Consider the following 17,727-nt stretch of genomic DNA (forward strand, 5'->3'; position numbering starts at 1 on the left):
TGAAATGCATGTGGCCCAAAAGTGCGCAGCGGTTTTAGGGCCACCGGATGCGTCCGGCGGCAGTCTTTTATGGGCAGATTCCCGTGCCGTAAAGGCGAATGGGCGATCGCTTACTCTTGTTTGATGAGATTCGGCAGTTCTTTCAGGAATACCGCCCGCGTCTTGAGGCCCTTGGGCGTGTCGGATCGTTTCGTATCGACCACCAGGCGGGCAAAGACGATCTTGCGACCATCTCTTTGCGCCCAGCCGACAAACCAGCCAAGCGAGCGTTTGACCTTGTCGGCGTCGTTGCCAAGCCTGGTGGTCCCGGTCTTGCCTTGTACGGTCCAGCCACCTGCCTGGAAGGTCGGCAAGATCGCTTCGGTCATGGCGTGGGCCTTGTCCGAAACGGGCAGTTTGCGGTCGAGCAGCCGGCGCAGGAAATCGACCTGTTCCACGGGCGATATTTTGAGGGAAGAGTTCACCCAGGACCGAGTGAGGCTATCGTTCTTACCGGCAGTGCCGGAGACATCCGAATTGCCGTAGTCGAACTTCAACACGTAGCCGGCGAAGCGCTCGCTGCCGAGCCGGCGGGTGATTTCTCGCGAAAACCACAGCACCGAGTCCCTTTCCCAGATCGTCGGGTCGACGGTTTTCTGGTCCCGCTTCACCGCATTGAACTCAGGCTTGTAGTCCCAACTCGGCCTGTGCTCGTCGATCAGGACTCCCGCGTCGTAGCCGATCAGCGCCAATGGGACCTTGAACGTCGAAGCGGGACTGAAGCGCTGGTCGCAAACGCCTTGCCGATACAGCGTTTCGCTGCTTGCAGCATCCAGGATCAGCGTGCATTCGACGTCCCTCAGCGGCGCGGATTGAGCGCGCATCGGAAAACCCAAAAACCAGGCCAGAAGGTAGAGAACCACGGCGAAGACGAATGGACGACGGTCTATCTCACGCATTTGGCAAACTCTCCTGAGGGCTGTCAGGAGCGGCTTAGCGAGGCGTCTTGTCTCGATTTTGTCTTAAATGCGCAACGTGCGGTTAAGCTTAGCAAATCGTAAAGATCCTGCCTGATTGCCCCTCCCGCCATCAGCTTTCCGGATCACTGCGCTTTTTTCCGATCCGCCAGTACCGCCAGGGCGTGAACCATAGATAGCGGTCCTCCAGTACCTCCGGCACCCGGTCGATGCCATGCGTGCCGAACGGCCCACAGCGCAGCACGCGGAAAAGCCCCATCCAGCCGCCGGCCCACAGGCCGTGGCGGGCGATCGCTTCGTGCGCGTATTCGGAACAGGTCGGCAGATGCCGGCAGGAATTGCCGACAAAACCGGACAGCGTCAGCTGGTAAAAGCGCACGAGCGACGTGCCGAGGATTCGGCCTGGCGTCTTGCGCCACGGACCCGGCCAGTTGCGCCCGCGCGGCGCCGCCAACGCGGCATGCGCATGTCGGTGCTCGTCGCTCATAGCAATCCCGGTGTTTTCTTCCTGCTGTCGATAGATGTGGACGTTGGCCGGGGAAAGCAATGTTTTCTTCGATTTTCCAGACGCTTCCGATTGGCATTTCAACGACCGCGCGGGGTCGCGCGGCCGATCGGGTGAATCGTCTGAGGCGAATCCGGTTCGGATCGCCGATTTCCATCGAATTCGGTACGCGCCGGTCTTGGCAATTGATGTCTTGTCGATTGATATTGAAAGGTCACGATCCGCACCACGTCGCCGAAAATAGTCAGGAACTCGTTCACGGCTGATCTCCTTCGACGCCGATTAGAACGCTGCTGGCCTTCGTCCTCAAACGAGTATAATTTCCTAGTTGGATAACTTGAGATTATGCGAATGAAGCGCGGACGCCTCCCTCTGACGGCTCTCAGAAGCTTCGAGGCGGCTGGCCGCCACCTGAGCTTCAGCCGCGCTGCCGAAGAGCTCTATGTTTCGCAGGCGGCGATCAGCCGCCAGATACGCGAGCTCGAAACCTTCCTGCGCCAGCCCCTGTTCTTACGCCACCATCGTAGCGTCGAACTGACCGATGCGGGCCGGCAGCTGCTTGGCCAGCTCGTCAGGAGCTTCGACGATATCGACCGACTGCTTTCGGAGTTGGCCGTCTCCCCGGCGCAGTCCGTGGTCCGTGTCAGCGTCGAGCCGTCGCTTGCATCCGTATGGCTGGTGCCGCGGCTCAACCGATTCCGCGAGTTGCGACCCGATATCGACGTTTCCCTGGAGGTCGACCCGAGATTAATAGAGTTCCGCAGCGATCAGCCCGAACTTGCCTTACGCTTCAGCGCGCACGCCACCTCATGGCCACGCAGCGAGGCCGAACAGCTTGCCTCGGTCGTCGATTCACCGGTTCTGTCGCCGGCGCTTCTTGCATCCGGCCCCGCTTTGGAAAAGCCGATCGACCTTGGTCGCTATACATTGCTGCACGAAGAAAGCCGCCAGGGCTGGGCGCGCTGGTTCGAAGCGGCCGGCGTGACCGCTGAAGCCGTGCCTGCGCGTGGCCCGATGCTGGCGGATGCTTCGCTTTCGAAGCAGGCGGCCTTGCTTGGACATGGTGTCGCGCTGGGCGATCTTTTGCAGATCGGCGCAGAACTTGCGTCCGGCGCGCTGATCAAGCCTTTCGACATCGACGTCGCGTCCGGTGCCTATTGGCTGGTGGCCAGAAGCCTGAACGACCTTTCCGAGCCGGCCCGGGCTTTTGCCGACTGGATCCGGGCGGAATTCGCTGAAAACCGGCGTTTTCTTGCAGAGGTTTAGGCCGCCTGTTCGGCGCGCTTCTTCTCGATCTGGCCGATCGCGTCGACCACCGCATCGAAAGTCAGCATGGTCGAGGCATGGCGCGCCTTATAGTCGCGCACCGGTTCGAGATATCTGAGATCGGCAAAGCGACCTTCCGGCGGCGCGCCATTTTCCTTCAGCATTTTCAGCATCGTCTCGCGAACACTGCGCAATTCATCCGCGCTGGCGCCGATGACGTGCTGCGCCATGATCGAGGACGACGCCTGGCCAAGCGCGCAGGCTTTAACGTCATGGGCGAAATCGGTGACGACGCCGTCATCCATCTTCAGATCGACGGTCACCGTCGAGCCGCACAGCTTGGAATGCGCGCGCGCGGTTGCATCGGGACGGTCGAGCCGGCCGATCCGCGCGATATTCCCGGCAAATCCCAGAATTTTCGCATTGTAGACGTCGTCGATCATATTTTTCCAATCCGTCGCCGCCGAGCGAACAGCGATTGCCGCTGATGGTCTTCCTTTCGCTCGGTACGATCATATATAATGCTGGTAGTCGGGTATGGACAAGGTAACCAAACGACCTCGTCCTGCTCAATCAGTTCACGCCGCTTACGGGCTGGAAACAGGGCACGTTTCTAACACCCGAAAGGTCGTGGTCCGTTCAACTCGTTCCTCCTGAGAGGGGAACTACGGGAGACGCCTTTATGGATGCCGTCATCAAGAAATTCATGCCCCCGTCCGCCTATCTGGAAAAACCGGTCACCGACCGGCCGACCGAAGCCGAAGCCGAGGCCGCAGTTCGCACGCTGTTGCGTTGGGCCGGCGACAATCCGGACCGGGAGGGCCTGGTCGATACGCCAAAGCGTGTGGTGAAGGCCTATCGCGAAATGTTCGGCGGCTACGACAAGTGCCCGGCCGAGGAACTCGGCCGCACCTTCGAGGAAGTCGCCGGCTATGACGACCTTGTTCTTGTCAAGGACATAACATTCCATTCGCATTGCGAGCACCACATGGTGCCGATCATCGGCAAGGCGCATGTCGGCTATTTGCCGGACGGCAAGGTTGTCGGCCTGTCCAAGATCGCACGCGTCGTCGATATCTTCGCCCAGCGCCTGCAGACCCAGGAGGCCATGACCGCCCAGATCGCAGGCGTCATACAGGATGTGCTGGCTCCGCGCGGCGTCGCCGTCATGCTCGAAGCCGAGCATATGTGCATGGCCATGCGCGGCATCCGCAAGGAGGGCTCCACCACGCTGACCTCGACCTTCACAGGCGTCTTCAAGGACACGCCCGAGGAACAGGTCCGTTTCGTCACCATGGTGCGTGGCGGCAGGGGCTAAACGATCCTCGCCGGTTGCTAGCCATGATCCCGAGAAGTGGGAACCGGTTCTCGGATTAGATCATGGCCAAACAAGAAGACAGAGCCTCGTTCATTCCGATTCAATCGGAATGGACGAGGCTCTGAATAAGGACCGCCGATGTCGGCAGTGGAATTTCCGAACGCTCCATCAGACAAGAAGGCACTGGAAGAAGGCACGGTCTTTTCGCCGCGCTTCGATTCCAATGGGCTCGTCACCGTCGTCGTCACGGATGCCGAGGACGGCATGCTGCTGATGGTCGCGCACATGAACGCCGAAGCGCTGGCGCTGACGCTTGAAACCGGCATCGCCCACTACTGGTCGCGCTCGCGCAGCGCTCTGTGGAAAAAGGGCGAAACGTCCGGGAACCTCCAGAAAGTCGTCGAGATGCTCACGGATTGTGACCAGGACGCCATATGGTTGCGCGTCAAAGTGATGGGCCACGACGCAACCTGCCACACCGGCCGACGTTCCTGCTTCTATCGGACGGTGGGACTGATCGACGGCAAAGGGACGCTTGCCAGCGACGGCAGCAAGCCGCTGTTCGATGCGAAAGAAATGTATCGAAAGCCGCATGAACCATCCAAATGAACCATTCGCCGAACTGCAACAACGTATATTCATGATTTCGATACGGCCAGCCTGTATGTTGGCCGACGGACAAGGGAGATTGTGATGCTCGAATGGGCGTCATCGCGCAACAGGCTGGACGTTCGAGAGGCCAACGGCCTGTCATCGTCCGCCGGCGCATCCGAAACGAAGCCCGCCAAGAAAACAGGCATTTCGCTGGCATTGGGCGGCGGCTGCGCGCGCGGCTGGGCCCATATCGGCGTGCTGCGGGCGCTCGACGAAGCCGGTATCGAAGTGTCGATGATCGCCGGTACCTCGATCGGCGCGCTGGTCGGTGGCTGCTACCTTGCCGGCAAACTGGATGAGCTGGAAGAATTTGCCAGAAGCCTGACCAGGCGGCGCATTTTCGGTCTTCTCGATCTCAATCTGCGTGGCAGCGGCCTGTTCGGCGGCATGAAGCTCGATGCACGGCTGCGCGAGCATATGGCCGGCGTCCGTTTCGAGGATTTACCCAAGCCTTTCGTCTGCATTGCTACGGAGATCCGCACCGGCCATGAAATCTGGCTGTCGAGCGGCTCACTGACCACGGCCATGCGCGCCTCGTACGCGCTGCCCGGGGTGTTCGAGCCGGTCACTTGCAACGGACGCGTGCTGGTCGATGGCGCCCTGGTCAATCCGGTTCCGGTCTCGGTCTGTCGGGCCTACGAACAGCCGCTCGTAGTCGCTGTGAACCTTCATTACGATCTGTTCGGCCGCGCTGCCGTCATCAAGCACAGCGCCGGCGAACTGGTCGTCGACGAAGGGCACCAGTACCAAACACGGCTCGGCATCACCGGCGTCATGATCGAGGCCTTCAACATCATCCAAGATCGTATTTCGCGAGCGCGGCTTGCCGGGGACCCACCTGACATGTCGCTGCAGCCGAAGCTCAGCCATATCGGCCTGACCGAATTCCACCGCGCCGACGAGGCTATCAGCATAGGTTATCAGGTAACGATGGCCCAGATCGGCGAGCTTGCCCGGCTGCAGGCGGTTTTGGCTTAGTTCCTCGATATAGTGACTTTGACGGCTGGCGGCTGTTGCGAACCTCGCTCAAGCCAACGCGGCGTCGACGATGCGGAACTGCACCGTGCGGTTGCCGTTCCAGTGATTGCCCGACAGTGAACCGGCGACATGCACCGGTTTGCCCCTGTTCTTGAACAGGAATTCACCGAGCGCCGTATCGACAGCGCGGAACGCGATCGCCTGGATGCGGCCGCCGCTTTCCGACTGCAACTCGGCGCGGATGTGATTGGTGCCGACCGGCCTTGCATCGGCAAGGCGATGGCGCGGCAGCGCGAAGATCGGCGCGACATGCCCGGCACCGAATGGGCCGGCTTTCTCCAGCGCATCGAGCAGGCCGAGCGTCGCGCCTTCGGCGGCCAGCGCACCGTCGATCGCCAGGCTTTCTTCGCCTTGCAGCCGAAACACGTCGGCCGCCGCTCGTTCTTCGAAGAAGGCTCTCAGCGCGCCAAGGTTCGCCCGCTCCACGGTAATGCCGGCCGCCATGCCATGGCCGCCGCCTTTGACGATCAGCCCGGCATCGGCAGCCTCGCGCACCAACCGGCCAAGGTCGAAGCCCGACACTGAACGGCCTGAACCCGTGCCGATGCCATTGGCGTTGAAGGCGATGGCAAAGGCTGGCCGGCGCGCATGGTCTTTGAGCCGCGAGGCCAGCAGGCCGACGATGCCCGGATGCCAATTGGAGCTGGCGGTAACGACGATGGCGGGCCCATTGCCGCCGGCAAGCTCGGCATCGGCCTCGACCCGTGCAGCGGCCAGCATTTCCAGCTCCATCTGCTGCCGCTCCTGATTGAGCCGGTCCAGCGTCTCGGCAATGGTGCGGGCCTCGACAGGATCGTCGGTGGCGAGCAGCCGGCTGCCGAGCGCCGCGTCGCCGATGCGCCCGCCGGCATTGATGCGCGGGCCGATCAGATAGGCCAGATGGAAGGTGCTGACCGGCTCGCCGATGCGCGAGACCCGCGCCAGCGCCGCCAGCCCTTCGTTCCTCTGCTGGCGTGCCATCTGCAGCCCCTTGACCACGAAGGCGCGGTTGACGCCGGTCAGCGGCACCACGTCGCAGACGGTCGCCAGCGCCACGAGGTCGAGCAAGCCAAGCAGGTCCGGCGGGGTTGCATCCGGCAAGCGGCCGCGCAGGACCTTCGCCGTCTGCACCAGAGCCAGGAAGACGACGCCGGCGGCGCAAAGATGGCCCTGCCCCGAAAGGTCGTCCTCGCGATTGGGATTGACGACCGCTGCCGCCGCCGGCAACGGACCGCCGAGTTGGTGATGGTCGAGCACCACGACATCGGCGCCGGCAGCCTTCGCCGCGTCGATGGAAACGGCGCTGTTGGTGCCGCAATCGACGGTAACGATCAGCGTCGCGCCGCGCGAGACGAGTTCGCGCATGGCTTCCGGATTAGGGCCGTACCCCTCGAAGATACGGTCCGGTATGTAGATCTCCGATGGCACGCAGAAATGCGTGAGAAACCGCTTGAGCAACGCCGACGAGGCCGCGCCATCGACATCGTAATCGCCGAAGATCGCGACCTTTTCCCTGGCGACGACCGCCTCGGCGATGCGGGCAGCGGCTTTGTCCATGTCGGTCAGCGACGCCGGGTTTGGCAGAAGGTCGCGGATGGTCGGATCAAGGAACCGCTCGGTCTGCTCGGCGGTCACGCCGCGCCCGGCAAGGACGCGCGCGACAATATCCGGCACGCCATAGCCTTGCGCTATGGCAAGCGCAGTCATGTCCTGCCGCTCGGTCAGCCGGTGTTCCCAGGAAACACCTGATGCCGACTGCCTGACATCGAGGAAGATACGGTTTTCGCCCGTCATATGACGCGCCGGCTGCAAAATTGTCATTTCTCACAATATGCGACGGCTCTCACAATATGCGACGGCTAAATCTGGCGAATCAGAACTTTTCCAGATCCTGGTGCCGCGCCTTGATCTCGCGCACCGTGCGCGATGACGAGCGCAGCACGATCGTGTGCGTGGTGATGGAATTGCGGCCGAACTTGACGCCGGCCAGCATGTTGCCGTCGGTTACGCCGGTTGCCGCAAACAGCACGTCGCCGCGCGCCATGTCCTGCGTGCGGTAGACCCGCTTCGGGTCGGAAATGCCCATCTTGGCCGCGCGCTCCACCTTCTGCGGCGTATCGAGGATCAGTCGACCCAGCATTTGGCCGCCCGTACAGCGCAATGCTGCCGCCGCCAGAACGCCCTCCGGGGCGCCGCCGGCGCCGAGATAGATGTCGATACCAGTCTCATCAGGGTCGGTGGTGTGGATGACGCCGGCGACATCGCCATCGCCGATCAGCCGGATAGCAGCGCCCGTGGCGCGCACGGCCTCGATCAGCCTGCCATGGCGCGGCCGGTCGAGGATACAGGCGGTGATCTCCGACACCGGCACGCCTTTGGCCTTGGCCAGGCTGGCGATATTTTCGGCCGGCGAGGCATCGATGTCGATGACGCCGTCCGCATAGCCCGGGCCGACGGCGATCTTGTCCATATAGACGTCGGGCGCAAACAGCAGGCTGCCCTTCTCCGCAATCGCGATGACGGCCAGCGCATTGGGCAGGTTCTTGGCGCAGATCGTCGTGCCTTCGAGCGGATCGAGCGCGATATCGACCGCCGGGCCTTTACCGGAGCCAACCTCTTCGCCGATATACAGCATCGGCGCCTCGTCGCGCTCGCCCTCGCCGATCACCACCGTGCCATTGATGGCGAGGCGGTTGAGCTCTTCTCGCATTGCGTCGACTGCGGCCTGGTCGGCGGCTTTTTCGTCGCCGCGTCCGCGCAACCTGGCGGCCGCGACCGCCGCACGTTCGGTAACGCGCACCAGCTCCATGGTGAGTATCCGGTCGAGGCCGGCGACGATGTTCTGGGCAACGTTCATCGGTGAAAGATCCTCGTTGGTACATTGCCTCCCGCCAGAGGCGCGCTGGTTGTGTCAAAGCTCCATGGCAACAGCAAGACCTGAGCGGCTCTTTTTTGAAAACGCAACAATATCAATCGATTGAAGGAGAAAGAGAAAATCCCTATCCCGCCCGCTCGATGCGGATCACCTGCGGCTTGTCGGTCAGATGGTCGTCCCTGGTGATGCCGTCGACGGCCTTGCGCACCGCGGCTTCTGTCGTCTCGTGGGTGACGAGGATCACCGTCTTCTGCAGTGCGGTATCCGGCCCGGCTGCATGCTGTACGATCGATTCCAGCGAAATGTCGTTGTCGGCCATGCGTTTGGCTATTGCGGCAAAGACGCCGATGCGATCGTGCACGGTCAGCCGGATGAAGTAGCCGCCGGCATGGCTGCGCATCTGCGCCTTCTTGTAAGGTCGCAACTCCTTCGCCGGCAGGCCGAAAACCGGACCGTGCTGGAAACCGGGCCGGCTCTTGGCGATATCGGCAATATCGCCGACCACCGCCGATGCGGTGGCATTGCCGCCGGCACCGGGACCGGAGAGCAACAGCTCGCCAAGGATGTCGGTTTCTATCGCCACCGCATTGGTGACGCCATGCACCTGCGCGATGACCGAGGCCGTCGGCACCATGGTTGGATGCACGCGCTGTTCGATGCCGCTCTCCGTGCGCTGTGCGACGCCAAGCAGTTTTATCCGGTAGCCGAGATCGCCGGCTGCGCGGATGTCGGCCTGACTGATGTTGGAAATGCCTTCCATGTAGATGTCGTTGGCGGCAATCTTCGTGCCGAAGGCAAGGCTGGTCAGGATCGACAGCTTGTGCGCGGTGTCGTGGCCCTCGATGTCGAAGGTCGGATCGGCCTCGGCATAGCCCAGCCGCTGCGCGTCCTTCAGGCAGGCGTCGAACGAGATGCCCTCGGCTTCCATCCGGGTCAGAATATAGTTGCAGGTGCCGTTGAGGATGCCGAAGACACGGGTAACCGAATTGCCGGCCATCGCCTCGCGCATCGTCTTGATGACCGGAATACCGCCCGCTACCGCCGCCTCGTAATTGAGCAACACGCCCTTCTTCTCGGCGGCCTCGGCCAGCGCCACGCCATGCTTGGCGAGCAGTGCCTTGTTGGCGGTGACGACGTGACGGCCGGCTTCGAGCGCCGCTTTCACCGACGATCGTGACGGTCCCTCGTCGCCGCCGATCAGCTCGACGAAGACATCGATGTCGGCGGTCTGCGCCATTCCTACCGGATCGTCGAACCACCTGGCGGCGCCGAGATCGACACCGCGGTCGCGATTGCGGTCGCGGGCCGAAACGGCCGAAACGACGATCTCGCGGCCGCATTGCCGCGTCAGTTCCGCCGCCTTGTCGCGCAGCACGCGCGCCACCGACGCGCCGACGGTGCCGAGACCGGCAATTCCAACACGCAACGCTTCAGCCATGTCCGGCGACGCCCCTCAAATATTTGGTCGATATGATATCAGACAACTCAACGATGCGCGGCGAGCGGCACCACATTGTTGGGCTGCTTGGCGCTGGAAGCCAGGAAGCGCTTGATGTTGCGCGCCGCCTGCCGGATCCGGTGCTCGTTCTCGACCAGCGCGATGCGCACATGATCGTCGCCATGCTCGCCGAAGCCGACGCCCGGCGCCACCGCCACGTCGGCGTGCTCGATCAGAAGCTTGGAGAATTCGAGCGAACCGAGATGCTTGAACGGCTCCGGGATCGGCGCCCAGGCAAACATCGACGCCGCGGGTGCGGGAACCGTCCAGCCAGCGCGGCTGAAGGCATCGACCATCACGTCGCGGCGCTTGTGGTAGATGTCGCGCACTTCGGCGATGTCGGCGCCGTCGCCGTTGAGCGCGTGCGCGGCAGCCACCTGGATCGGCGTGAAGGCACCATAGTCGAGATAGGACTTGACCCTGGTCAGCGCCGAGATCAGCCGCTCATTGCCGACGGCAAAACCCATGCGCCAGCCGGGCATGGAAAAGGTTTTCGACATCGATGTGAACTCGACCGCCACGTCGATCGCGCCCGGCACCTGCAGCACCGAGGGCGGCGGATTGCCGTCGAAATAGATTTCCGAATAGGCAAGGTCCGACAGGATGATGACGTCGTTCTTCTTGGCGAAGGCCACCACGTCCTTGTAGAAATCGAGCGAGGCGACCTGCGCCGTCGGATTCGACGGGTAATTGAGGATCAACGCCAGCGGTTTCGGGATCGAATGGCGGATGCCGCGCTCCAGCGCCGGAATGAAGCCGTCGTCCGGCTCCACCTGCAAAGAGCGGATGACGCCACCCGACATGATGAAACCGAAAGCGTGGATCGGATAAGTCGGGTTGGGGCACAGGATCACGTCGCCGGGCGCGGTGATCGCCTGCGCCATATTGGCAAAACCTTCCTTCGAGCCCAGCGTCGCCACCACTTGGGTGTCCGGATCGAGTTTCACGCCGAAACGGCGGGCATAGTAATTGGCCTGGGCCCGGCGCAGGCCCGGAATGCCGCGCGACGAGGAGTAACGATGCGTGCGCGGATCGCGCACGACCTCGCACAATTTGTCGACGATGGCCTTGGGCGTCGGCAGATCCGGATTGCCCATGCCGAGGTCGATGATGTCGGCGCCGCGCGAACGCGCACTGGCCTTCAGCCGGTTGACCTGCTCGAAGACATAGGGCGGAAGCCGGCGGACCTTGTGAAATTCTTCCATGTCAATTCCAGAGGTGGGGTCAATTCCAGAGGTGGGGTCAATTCCAGAGGTGGTTTTCGGTCGCGCGATATAACCTTATTTGCAGGTAGGGTCGAGGGCGGGATCGCAGTTGGCTCCGATCTGCTTCAGCGCATCGGCGCCGTGCTGCCTTGCCAGCGCGTTCAGCGTCGCCGGGTTCGTCACCTTGACCGCACCGCCCTTCGAGCCCTGCGCCTGCTCGTCACCCTTCAACTGGGCGAGCTTGGCAGCCTTTTCGGCGTCGGTGAATTGCTGCGCCGCCACCTGCGGCGGAATGTTCAGGTTCGGATAGGTGCCGGTGTCCTTCGGCCCGTCGGTAGCCGCGACAGGCGTGGGGCGCTCGATGTTGGTGCTCGAACAGCCGGCGACCGCCAGCAGGACGATTGCCGCGCCCAGGCGGCAAAAACGACCAGCGCCGGAAAAATCAGTGCAAGAAAAAACGCTATCGCCAATATTAATCGTCATATTGTTTCCCTAGCATCCGGCATAGAGCGCGTTGGACCCTGTCGGATGTCTCATGATAATATGTCAAGAAAACGCTTCGGGAGGAACCCCGCGCACCATGTCCAAAACACCCGATTCGGGCAAAGCGGAAGATGACCAGCCTTCGACCGTCGAGCAATATCTGGTGAAGGACCCGGAACGCTTCGCCTTGAACATGGCACGCGTGATCGAGCAGGCCGGCAAGGCGGCCTCCGCCTGGGCCGAGCCGCGGGAAAAAGGCGAGGTGCGCGACCATGTCGCCGAGCCAGTCGTCGACATGGTGAAAACCTTCTCCAAGCTCAGCGAATACTGGCTTGCCGACCCGCAGCGCGCGCTGGAGGCGCAGACGCGGCTGTTCTCCGGCTACATGACCGTCTGGGCCAACTCCATCCAGCGCCTCAGCGCCGGCGGCGAAGATGCCGAAGACGCGGTCAAGCCCGAACGCGGCGACAAGCGTTTCCAGGACCCCGAATGGGGCCGCAACGCTTTCTTCGATTTCCTCAAGCAGGCCTATCTCGTCACCTCGCGCTGGGCGGCCGAGCTGGTCGAGCACGCCGATGGCCTGGACGAGCATACCCGCCACAAGGCCAGCTTCTACGTCAAGCAGGTGTCCAACGCCATCTCGCCGTCGAATTTCATCCTGACCAATCCGGAACTGTTTCGCGAGACCATCGCCTCGAATGGCGAAAACCTGGTGCGCGGCATGAAGATGCTGGCCGAGGACATCGCCGCCGGAAAGGGCGACCTGAAACTGAGGCAGGCCGATTATTCGCCCTTCGAGATCGGCAAGAACCTGGCGACGACGCCCGGCAAGGTGGTGGGCCGCAGCGATGTCGCCGAGATCCTGCAATACGATCCGGCGACCGAGACCGTGCTCAAGCGGCCGCTGCTGATCTGCCCGCCATGGATCAACAAATTCTACATTCTCGATCTCAATCCGCAAAAATCCTTCATCCGCTGGGCGGTCGAGCAGGGCCACACCGTCTTCGTCATCTCTTGGATCAATCCGGACGAGCGGCACGGCGCCAAGAGCTGGGAGGCCTACATCCGGGAGGGCCTGCAATACGGCCTGGATACGATCGAAAAGGCGACCGGTGAAAAGGACGTTAACGCGGTCGGCTACTGCGTCGGTGGCACCCTCATGGCGGCGGCGCTGGCGCTGATGGCGCAGGAAGGCGACGACCGCATCAAATCGGCCACCTTCTTCACCACGCAGGTCGATTTCACCCATGCCGGCGACCTGAAGGTGTTCGTCGACGAGGAGCAGGTCGCGGCGGTCGAAAAGGCAATGAACGAGAAAGGCTATCTCGACGGCACCAAGATGGCGACCGCCTTCAACATGCTGCGCTCGGGCGACCTGATCTGGCCATATATCGTCAACAACTACATGCGCGGCAAGGATCCCCTGCCCTTCGACCTGCTCTACTGGAACGCCGATTCGACCCGCATGGGCGCGGCCAATCATTCCTTCTACCTGCGCAATTGCTATCTCGATAACAGACTTTCGCAAGGCATGATGGAACTGGCGGGCCGCTTAGTTTCCCTGAAGGACATCACCATCCCGGTCTACAACCTCGCCTCGAAGGAAGATCACATCGCGCCGGCGCTTTCGGTGTTCCTCGGCTCGCAATATTTCGGCGGCGAGGTCGACTACGTCATGGCGGGTTCCGGCCACATCGCCGGCGTCGTCAATCCGCCGGCGGCGCAAAAATATCATTACTGGACTGGCGGCAAGCCGGCGGGCGACTTCGACCAGTGGCTCGCCAAGGCCACCAACCATCCCGGCTCCTGGTGGCCGCACTGGCAACGCTGGATCGAAGCCAGGGACAACACCCGTGTGCCGGCCCGCAAACCCGGCAAGCACATGGAAACCCTGGGCGATGCGCCGGGCACCTATGTCAAGGTGCGTGTGTAACCTTCTGTAATGTGTGGTGAGTTGACGCGCCGGTAAAAGAGGGCGAAATGGTGTCGTCAACCCTCAAGCTCTCCCGATTCTTCTCTAGCCGTCGAATTATTTTAGGGCTTGCGGATTTGACACAGGTCTCGTTTCCGTTCGGGGACAAGGATTTATTTCGGCGAAACGTTTCGACGCCGCCAATGACTTACCGGCCGGACATCGAGGGGGAATTTTGTTTTGAAATCAGCAGGATCGCGCCTCGCGAAGGGAGAACGCCGCGCCATTGCGGCCGCGCTTTTCTCCGTGCTCCTGGCGTCCTGCACCTCGGCCAGCGACCCATCCCTGTCCGTCGGCATGCCGGGGTACAATGCCTCGGCTGCGGACACCAGCTCGGCTTCCGGCAGCCAACAGGTCGCCGCTGAATCGTCGTCGCAGATGACGACTTCACAAATGACGATGACCGCCGAGGGCGACGCAAGCCTTCCCGAGCAGGTCGCTTATGTGCCGATGGCCAAGCCTGGAATTCAGGCGGGAGCCCCCCAGGAAGGCGCCAAGTCCGATGCCGGCTTCCCTGTCACGGCGCCTGCGGGCGCCGAGGCGACTGCGGGCCAGTCGCCGCAGCCACAGGAACAGCCCGCGCAGACGGTTGAGCAGGCCGACGCGGCTACGCAGAAGGCCAACGCTGCTAGGCAGAAGACAGAAACGGCCGATGCCGGCACGGCCGCGCCGAAGTCCAAGGCCGAGGCCTCCGCGCCGGCGATGAACAATCCGGTCTATGTGACCGCCGCAGAGCCGCAGGCCTATGCGCCGAAGAAGAAGGGGTTTCTCGCCTCCTTGTTCAGCGCTACGCCCGCCTCGGCGGCACCTGCTCCGCAGGTCAACAACAGGTCGGGCGAGCAACCGGCGACCGCTCAGCCCAAGATGGAAGCGGCAAAGCCGACCATCACTTTGGCCTCGGCCAAAGCAGTTGAAAAGCCGGTGCAACTGGCTTCGATCGGCGATACCAGCCATTTTACCGACGACGCGCTGCCTGGCGTGCGCAAAACCGCGCTCTTCGAGATCAAGCGCAAGTCCGGCCTCGACGACGAGAGCGACGTCGATCTGAACGAAGATGAAGGCGGCGCCTATCAGGTGGCATCCGCTGCCGGCCTTGCCCGGCTGGCGCCCAACGGTCTTTTGAAGCAGACCGAGAATGTCGATGTTGCCTGCCTCAAGCCGTCGCTGGTCCGCGTGCTGAAGACGATCGAGGGCCACTACGGCAAGAAGATGATCGTCACCTCCGGCTACCGCGATCCGGCCCGCAATCGTCGCGCCAACGGCGCCAAGAATTCGCTGCACATGTATTGCGCCGCTACCGACATTCAGGTCCCAGGCGTCTCGAAAGCGCAACTGGCAAGCTATATCCGCAGCATGCCCGGGCGCGGCGGCGTCGGCACCTACTGCCACACCGAATCCGTTCACATCGACGTCGGCCCCGAGCGCGACTGGAACTGGCGCTGCCGCCGCCGGCGGTAGCTGGTTCCTCCTCTCGTTTATGGACGCTCGCAATGCGCCGTCTGTGGACGGCATGCATTGCCGCGCGGAACTGAGATAAATCGCCCAAAATGTGGGTTTTTGCGGCCACTGAAAAAAGTTGTCGCAGGCAGCGGCAGACGGGTTGCCGGTTTGGTGCAACGCAACTATAAGCGCTCACATCTGAGCGCGCCCATCGTCTAGCGGTCAGGACACCGCCCTTTCACGGCGGTAACAGGGGTTCGATTCCCCTTGGGCGTACCAGAACTTTCCCCCTAAATAACAGCTATTTAATCCCCACCTTGCAGGTCCGCTGCCAGAGCAGCAGGCTAACTTCCGGGTGACATGACAGGCGAATCGGAGGCGGCCAACGCTTTCGCCTCAGTCTGCTTGCCTCGTGCCCCCTTGGGCCTAGCCGGCACATTCGCCCTCATTGCAGCCAGTCTGGCATCGAGGCGCTTCTTACGAAGCGGCGCAACAAACGCCTCGTGAATAAAGTTCTCGAGCACGTCCATCATGGTGTTCAGGTCGTCGGTCGTCGGTCGCCAGCCCCTGTACGCCGATGCGCTGCCAGCATCCACTAACGTCTCCAGCCTCCGCTGATCGTCCTCGTCAACGAGGCTATCCAGCTTCTCTTTGAACGTTAGTTCCGGATCGACTCCGAGAATGAGGGACGCCTTGTCGAATACGATACGCATTCCCATGGCAGCGAGCACATTCAGTTCCCCGTCGAGTGCGGAATAAACCTCGCGCATTATCGGCCCAAAGCTCGGTCAATAACGCGAGATTGACGCCGGGTCCGTTAAACCAGTTCGGCTCAGGGCGCTTGGGCTGAGCAGGCCAGGTTGTAACCGCCTCCACGTGCTCAGTGTAGGATCCGTCGGGACCATCGTTGTAGTACAGGTCCTCGGAGTTGGTGCTCACCTTCTGCGCGAAGACATGCTCGCAGCCTCGACATCTCAGCAGATACCACTGCGTGTGCCAGTCGACGTGCTCGTCGCCGCCGCTCTCGCTGTGCCGCCCCAGAACGTCGCAATTCCGTAGGCCGTCGCACCGCGAGCACTTTGTCTTGATGAAAGTGGCCTCAGAAGTATCGGATGTCATGCAAGTAGCCCACTGCCTAGCGGACGATACTCCGACGACGAGCACCGACGCAAGTCGCGGGCCAGCCATCGGAGATCCCGAACGGCCCGGCCGTATCAGACACAGGAGGTAGAGATGGCCCCAGCGCTGCGTCTGGTCAGCCTTGGATCGCCTCGACGACAGCACGCGGGGATGCCGGACTTGAGCAGCAACTGCGGAGGGCGACCACGCTACACCAGCATGTCCGTTATTCCGTCGCAGCATTTTTGGAGAGGATAATTGATGGCCGGCACGGAGGGCGGCCCGGCCAATGTTCTTCGAGGTGAACAAAGGCCGGGCCTGATCTAATTTCCTGCCGATAGCTCGTTCAGGTCACAGCGAATGATGCTGCCATGGGAAATCGCTGGCGAGCTGCGTTTGAGCTGCGTCCCCCGTCCCATCGCTGTCGAGAGAGAGCGATCCGGTCGAGCTGTCGTAGCTGACATGGTCGGAACGGCCATGCGCAGCCGTACCAGCAGACAGAGCGTCGGATGAGCCCGCTCCCGACTTGAGGCCAGCGAAGAAGTCGTGGTTGAAGTGGGGCTTGTCCTGCAGCTTTTCCTGGAGTCCGCTGAAGTCGAAGGAGTCGCTGGCTCTGCGGCCGAACATGCTCTCGGCGCCGCCGCCCTTGCTGGCATGGGCGCCGACATTTTCATTGCCCTCGACGGTGTGGGCGAACCCGTTGCCGGCCGTTTTGTTGGCGTAAGGCCCATTTTCCAAACCGCCCGAAAAGGCTTGGCTCATCGCAGTCAACAACCGGTCGACGCTGCTGCCCTCGCTCACGCTGTCGCGGGCATGATCACCATGGGCATGAAAACCGCCATGGCTGGTCGTGTGGTGGGAAGCAGCCCAAGCAGAACTGCCATCGCTGGTGGTGGCGCCGGAAGCGGTCCCACTAGAATTGTCACTGACCGTCGGTTGGGAGGGGGCAGTCGCAGTGGGACTGCCATCGCCCGTAGTATCGTCGGAAGCGGCGTGCCCAGTAGAGCTGCTGTCGCTAGCGTCGGCAGGGACAGTCGCGCCAGATCCGTCATCGGACGCGTCGGCAGTGGCGGTCCCGGTGTTGCTGGTGTTGTGCTCGCGGAAGACGGCTTGCAGTGCCGAGGAGCTTTCAAGCGCGGTGTCGCCGTTCTGCGTTCCCCACTTGTAGGTATAGTCGAAGGCGGGTGACTGAACCAGCGCACCCCAGTGATCGATCATGGTTTCCAGCTGTTCGGCGGTGGGCATGACATGTCTTCCGCCGTCGGAAGTTTCCCAATTGCCGCCGCCAAATGCCTGGTAGACCGGAACGATGCTGCTGGTCGGGATGCCCGATTCAACCGCCGCAGCCACGGCTCTGTCGATCATGTCATAGTCGACCGTGTCCGTTCCCGTGCGCACCGGATAGGGGTCCAATCCGAA

16 protein-coding genes, 1 tRNA gene and 1 pseudogene are annotated in these 17,727 nt (G+C 62.2%); 7 read left to right on the forward strand and 11 right to left on the reverse strand.

From position 1 onward, the window contains the following. Nucleotides 1-110: 110 nt before the first annotated feature. The 3 genes from blaOXA to AC0L26_RS26160 all read right to left on the reverse strand — a co-directional run bounded on the left by blaOXA (nucleotide 111) and on the right by AC0L26_RS26160 (nucleotide 1,721). Nucleotides 111-938, reverse strand: a complete 828-nt coding sequence (gene blaOXA, locus AC0L26_RS26150; protein ID WP_473635161.1) for a class D beta-lactamase — start codon at nucleotides 936-938, stop codon at nucleotides 111-113. 130 nt (nucleotides 939-1,068) lie between these two features. Then, entirely contained in the window at nucleotides 1,069-1,443 is a 375-nt protein-coding gene (gene yidD, locus AC0L26_RS26155; RefSeq protein WP_473635181.1) for a membrane protein insertion efficiency factor YidD, read from the reverse strand. Nucleotides 1,444-1,541: 98 nt separating this feature from the next. Beyond that, nucleotides 1,542-1,721 carry a hypothetical protein gene (locus AC0L26_RS26160; protein WP_473635162.1) on the reverse strand — a complete coding sequence of 60 codons (180 nt, stop codon included), beginning with the start codon at nucleotides 1,719-1,721 and terminating at the stop codon, nucleotides 1,542-1,544. Nucleotides 1,722-1,812: 91 nt separating this feature from the next. On the opposite strand from AC0L26_RS26160, the gene AC0L26_RS26165 reads away from it, so the two are divergent. After that, nucleotides 1,813-2,727: a LysR substrate-binding domain-containing protein gene (locus tag AC0L26_RS26165; RefSeq protein ID WP_473635163.1), complete on the forward strand. Its 915-nt coding sequence runs from the start codon at nucleotides 1,813-1,815 to the stop codon at nucleotides 2,725-2,727. On the opposite strand, the gene AC0L26_RS26170 is transcribed toward AC0L26_RS26165, so the two are convergent. Continuing rightward, on the reverse strand, nucleotides 2,724-3,170 hold the full coding sequence (locus AC0L26_RS26170) for an iron-sulfur cluster assembly scaffold protein (protein WP_354491555.1): 447 nt from the start codon (nucleotides 3,168-3,170) through the stop codon (nucleotides 2,724-2,726). The two genes, AC0L26_RS26165 and AC0L26_RS26170, sit on opposite strands and share 4 nt — an antisense overlap. A 239-nt stretch (nucleotides 3,171-3,409) precedes the next feature. On the opposite strand from AC0L26_RS26170, the gene folE reads away from it, so the two are divergent. The 3 genes from folE (at nucleotide 3,410) to AC0L26_RS26185 (ending at nucleotide 5,677) form a co-directional block, all read left to right on the forward strand. Beyond that, nucleotides 3,410-4,045: a GTP cyclohydrolase I FolE gene (gene folE, locus AC0L26_RS26175; protein ID WP_352939238.1), complete on the forward strand. Its 636-nt coding sequence runs from the start codon at nucleotides 3,410-3,412 to the stop codon at nucleotides 4,043-4,045. A gap of 138 nt (nucleotides 4,046-4,183) precedes the next feature. Beyond that, nucleotides 4,184-4,654, forward strand: coding sequence for a phosphoribosyl-AMP cyclohydrolase (gene hisI / locus AC0L26_RS26180; protein ID WP_473635164.1), 471 nt, complete (start codon nucleotides 4,184-4,186; stop codon nucleotides 4,652-4,654). An 84-nt stretch (nucleotides 4,655-4,738) separates the two neighbouring features. Next, entirely contained in the window at nucleotides 4,739-5,677 is a 939-nt protein-coding gene (locus tag AC0L26_RS26185) for a patatin family protein (protein WP_473635165.1), read from the forward strand. Between the two features lie 48 nt (nucleotides 5,678-5,725). Here the strand turns inward: AC0L26_RS26185 and recJ are convergent, their stop codons facing one another. The 5 genes from recJ to AC0L26_RS26210 all read right to left on the reverse strand — a co-directional run bounded on the left by recJ (nucleotide 5,726) and on the right by AC0L26_RS26210 (nucleotide 11,777). Continuing rightward, nucleotides 5,726-7,510 carry a single-stranded-DNA-specific exonuclease RecJ gene (gene recJ / locus AC0L26_RS26190; RefSeq protein WP_473635166.1) on the reverse strand — a complete coding sequence of 595 codons (1,785 nt, stop codon included), beginning with the start codon at nucleotides 7,508-7,510 and terminating at the stop codon, nucleotides 5,726-5,728. Nucleotides 7,511-7,589: 79 nt separating this feature from the next. Continuing rightward, nucleotides 7,590-8,573: a class II fructose-bisphosphatase gene (glpX, locus tag AC0L26_RS26195; RefSeq protein WP_473635167.1), complete on the reverse strand. Its 984-nt coding sequence runs from the start codon at nucleotides 8,571-8,573 to the stop codon at nucleotides 7,590-7,592. 142 nt (nucleotides 8,574-8,715) lie between these two features. After that, nucleotides 8,716-10,029 carry a homoserine dehydrogenase gene (locus tag AC0L26_RS26200; protein WP_473635168.1) on the reverse strand — a complete coding sequence of 438 codons (1,314 nt, stop codon included), beginning with the start codon at nucleotides 10,027-10,029 and terminating at the stop codon, nucleotides 8,716-8,718. 47 nt (nucleotides 10,030-10,076) lie between these two features. Next, on the reverse strand, nucleotides 10,077-11,294 hold the full coding sequence (locus AC0L26_RS26205) for an LL-diaminopimelate aminotransferase (protein ID WP_473635169.1): 1,218 nt from the start codon (nucleotides 11,292-11,294) through the stop codon (nucleotides 10,077-10,079). A gap of 75 nt (nucleotides 11,295-11,369) precedes the next feature. Next, nucleotides 11,370-11,777: a hypothetical protein gene (locus AC0L26_RS26210; protein WP_473635170.1), complete on the reverse strand. Its 408-nt coding sequence runs from the start codon at nucleotides 11,775-11,777 to the stop codon at nucleotides 11,370-11,372. 97 nt (nucleotides 11,778-11,874) lie between these two features. On the opposite strand from AC0L26_RS26210, the gene AC0L26_RS26215 reads away from it, so the two are divergent. The 3 genes from AC0L26_RS26215 (at nucleotide 11,875) to AC0L26_RS26225 (ending at nucleotide 15,468) form a co-directional block, all read left to right on the forward strand. Continuing rightward, nucleotides 11,875-13,710: a PHA/PHB synthase family protein gene (locus AC0L26_RS26215; RefSeq protein WP_473635171.1), complete on the forward strand. Its 1,836-nt coding sequence runs from the start codon at nucleotides 11,875-11,877 to the stop codon at nucleotides 13,708-13,710. 336 nt (nucleotides 13,711-14,046) lie between these two features. Next, nucleotides 14,047-15,207 carry a YcbK family protein gene (locus AC0L26_RS26220; RefSeq protein WP_473635182.1) on the forward strand — a complete coding sequence of 387 codons (1,161 nt, stop codon included), beginning with the start codon at nucleotides 14,047-14,049 and terminating at the stop codon, nucleotides 15,205-15,207. A gap of 186 nt (nucleotides 15,208-15,393) precedes the next feature. Beyond that, nucleotides 15,394-15,468: transfer RNA gene (locus AC0L26_RS26225), tRNA-Glu, on the forward strand. 65 nt (nucleotides 15,469-15,533) lie between these two features. Here AC0L26_RS26225 and AC0L26_RS26230 read toward each other — a convergent pair. Then, complete coding sequence (locus AC0L26_RS26230; protein WP_473635172.1) at nucleotides 15,534-15,959, reverse strand: DUF4145 domain-containing protein; 426 nt, start codon at nucleotides 15,957-15,959, stop codon at nucleotides 15,534-15,536. Between the two features lie 700 nt (nucleotides 15,960-16,659). Beyond that, nucleotides 16,660-17,727, reverse strand: a pseudogene (locus tag AC0L26_RS26235) (hypothetical protein); the annotation flags it as partial.

This window comes from Mesorhizobium sp. WSM4823, from assembly GCF_055811195.1.

Excerpts from the sequence above, each read along its gene's own strand:
- blaOXA (WP_473635161.1), bottom strand. The coding sequence starts at position 938 with ATGCGTGAGATAGACCGTCGTCCATTCGTCTTCGCCGTGGTTCTCTAC.
- yidD (WP_473635181.1), bottom strand. The coding sequence starts at position 1,443 with ATGAGCGACGAGCACCGACATGCGCATGCCGCGTTGGCGGCGCCGCGC.
- AC0L26_RS26165 (WP_473635163.1), top strand. The coding sequence starts at position 1,813 with ATGAAGCGCGGACGCCTCCCTCTGACGGCTCTCAGAAGCTTCGAGGCG.
- AC0L26_RS26170 (WP_354491555.1), bottom strand. The coding sequence starts at position 3,170 with ATGATCGACGACGTCTACAATGCGAAAATTCTGGGATTTGCCGGGAAT.
- folE (WP_352939238.1), top strand. The coding sequence starts at position 3,410 with ATGGATGCCGTCATCAAGAAATTCATGCCCCCGTCCGCCTATCTGGAA.
- hisI (WP_473635164.1), top strand. The coding sequence starts at position 4,184 with ATGTCGGCAGTGGAATTTCCGAACGCTCCATCAGACAAGAAGGCACTG.
- AC0L26_RS26185 (WP_473635165.1), top strand. The coding sequence starts at position 4,739 with ATGCTCGAATGGGCGTCATCGCGCAACAGGCTGGACGTTCGAGAGGCC.
- recJ (WP_473635166.1), bottom strand. The coding sequence starts at position 7,510 with ATGACGGGCGAAAACCGTATCTTCCTCGATGTCAGGCAGTCGGCATCA.
- glpX (WP_473635167.1), bottom strand. The coding sequence starts at position 8,573 with ATGAACGTTGCCCAGAACATCGTCGCCGGCCTCGACCGGATACTCACC.
- AC0L26_RS26200 (WP_473635168.1), bottom strand. The coding sequence starts at position 10,029 with ATGGCTGAAGCGTTGCGTGTTGGAATTGCCGGTCTCGGCACCGTCGGC.
- AC0L26_RS26205 (WP_473635169.1), bottom strand. The coding sequence starts at position 11,294 with ATGGAAGAATTTCACAAGGTCCGCCGGCTTCCGCCCTATGTCTTCGAG.
- AC0L26_RS26210 (WP_473635170.1), bottom strand. The coding sequence starts at position 11,777 with ATGACGATTAATATTGGCGATAGCGTTTTTTCTTGCACTGATTTTTCC.
- AC0L26_RS26215 (WP_473635171.1), top strand. The coding sequence starts at position 11,875 with ATGTCCAAAACACCCGATTCGGGCAAAGCGGAAGATGACCAGCCTTCG.
- AC0L26_RS26220 (WP_473635182.1), top strand. The coding sequence starts at position 14,047 with ATGCCGGGGTACAATGCCTCGGCTGCGGACACCAGCTCGGCTTCCGGC.
- AC0L26_RS26230 (WP_473635172.1), bottom strand. The coding sequence starts at position 15,959 with ATGCGCGAGGTTTATTCCGCACTCGACGGGGAACTGAATGTGCTCGCT.